We start from the raw sequence: 1,890 nt of genomic DNA, 5'->3' as shown, positions 1-1,890 counted from the left end.
TGCAGGCGCTCGCGTGCCGATGCAGGCTCGCCTCCATGAACTGGGTGCATCGAAATGGGAGGGGCAGCCGATAATGGACGGGAGCGGGCACGAGTACTCTGCTGCGCTGGGCAGGAGCAGCGTCCTGGCGAGCCAGGACGAGGCACCGACAAGCTTCGTGATCAACACTGACCGTTACACGGCGCTGTTGGTGCCCGCTGGGCTGAAGACAGAGAGTACCCCGCTCCGTCCGCCAGGCGCTGCCATTCGTCTCGGATCTCGACCGGAAAACGTTCCGCAGCCCAGCGCGCGGCCAGGGACTCAAGCATCGACAGCGCTGGTTGGACGCAGGATGGAGCAAGCCGGTCCGGCATCCGCCAAGGCTGAGGCGACGTCCCCCGCGGTCGGCGAGACCTTCGATGCTTCATTGGCCGTTCCCGGGGAGTTTTCCCACGGCACCCAAGCCGGCCCGGACACAATGCTCCCTAAGTTGGGCCGCTGGGGCCTCTTGCCTGATGCGGCGCAGTGGCCCGAGAGCTACGATATTCTCGCTGAGCGCTACACGGCCGTCTTTGGGCCGGGAGGGCCCGAGGACGTTCAGCTTCTCCATCACCTTCGAGCCGGTGAAGTTGCTCCGGCGGCTCCGTCAGACGTCTATGGCGACCTTGATTCGCAGTCCAAACCGCAGGAGCTGCGTAATCACGCGAACTATTTCTCGGTGTTCCCGCGCACACCCTCCGATGCCCAGATCGGGACGTTGGGTCGGGCGGACTCGTCGCACGACCGCAGCGGACGGGTGCTCGGCGCCATGCAACGGCTAGGCGACGAGCATATCCAGAGGGATTACGAGCTTCTGGCGCAGGAGTTGTTGGGGAGCAATCCCAACCTCGCCGCTCGGACGCGGTTTGTAGATCCTCTCATGGCCTTTCGGGTGGGCCGGGGGACCAACGCCGACTCGCTAACCGCATTCCATCGCATTGTCGATGATCGGATTGGTAACGATACAGCCGACTTCCTGTTCTTGCCGGTGAACGATGCCAGCGCTACGGACCCTAATCGCCGCGGCTCCCATTGGTCGTTGCTGCTGGTGGACCGCCGCGATCGCGACAGGCCGGTTGCCTACCATTACGACTCCGCCCAGGGACACAATGCCAGACCTGCAGAAATGCTCGCAGCGCGGGTAGGAGCCGATCTGCAAGATGCCCCCATAAGCCAGCAAAGGAACGGCTATGATTGCGGTGTCTTTGTGGTAGACGGTACGCGGGAGCTGGTCAGACGGCTCGCGGGAAGGCGGCAGGCAGATCTGAGCCTCGGCAGCCTCGTAGTTGATCGGCAGGCACTTCAGAACCGACTAAGGGGCTGATGTCGGCTTCAACTGAATAGCGCGCCTGATTGAAGTGCAACTTCTCGCCCATCGAAGCTCCGGCGCGTTCGCAGAGCACGAAGGTGTGTCACAATCGGGGAGCGCAGCTTGAGCTAGGGCTGTTTTGCGAGATAGCGAAGCAGCCCGGCCGGCAATGATCTGACGTTCCGGCGCTCGTCATAGCTGTCATGAAGCTCTCCGGTATTATGATGCCCACAGCTGGGACTAAACGACTAGTCGTACTGCGTCATAAATTGTGGCGAGAACATGCGCACTGCGGTTGGAACGGCACAACATGGGCATCGAGCCAGAGTGGCGGCGAGCGCGACCAAAGACGGTAGGCCACCGGCAGGCTGGCGTGGCGATTGGCAAGCGATAACGACACCGCGACCTGACAATTATCTGTGTCCTGTCCCGGTAATTCGTGAGCAAAGTCGATGCAGTTTTTCGAGGATTGCGTCTGCCGTAGCGGTCCATCGAAAGGGCTGGCAGGTGGCGTTGTATGCCGTGACGAATTGATCGATCTTCCGGACGAGTTGCTTAACACT

The 1,890-nt window shown here is 61.6% G+C and carries 1 protein-coding gene; it reads left to right on the top strand.

What is annotated here, in order from left to right; all coding sequences use genetic code 11:
* Positions 1–1,342: Ulp1 family isopeptidase (locus CWO89_RS48630; protein WP_245476853.1), on the top strand; the 1,342-nt coding region annotated here is incomplete at its 5' end.
* Positions 1,343–1,890: the final 548 nt, after the last annotated feature.

The organism is Bradyrhizobium sp. Leo170 (assembly GCF_004296405.1).
Classification (GTDB): domain Bacteria; phylum Pseudomonadota; class Alphaproteobacteria; order Rhizobiales; family Xanthobacteraceae; genus Bradyrhizobium.
Note: the sequence above shows the minus strand (reverse complement) of the source record. Positions and strands in the feature narration are given on the sequence as shown.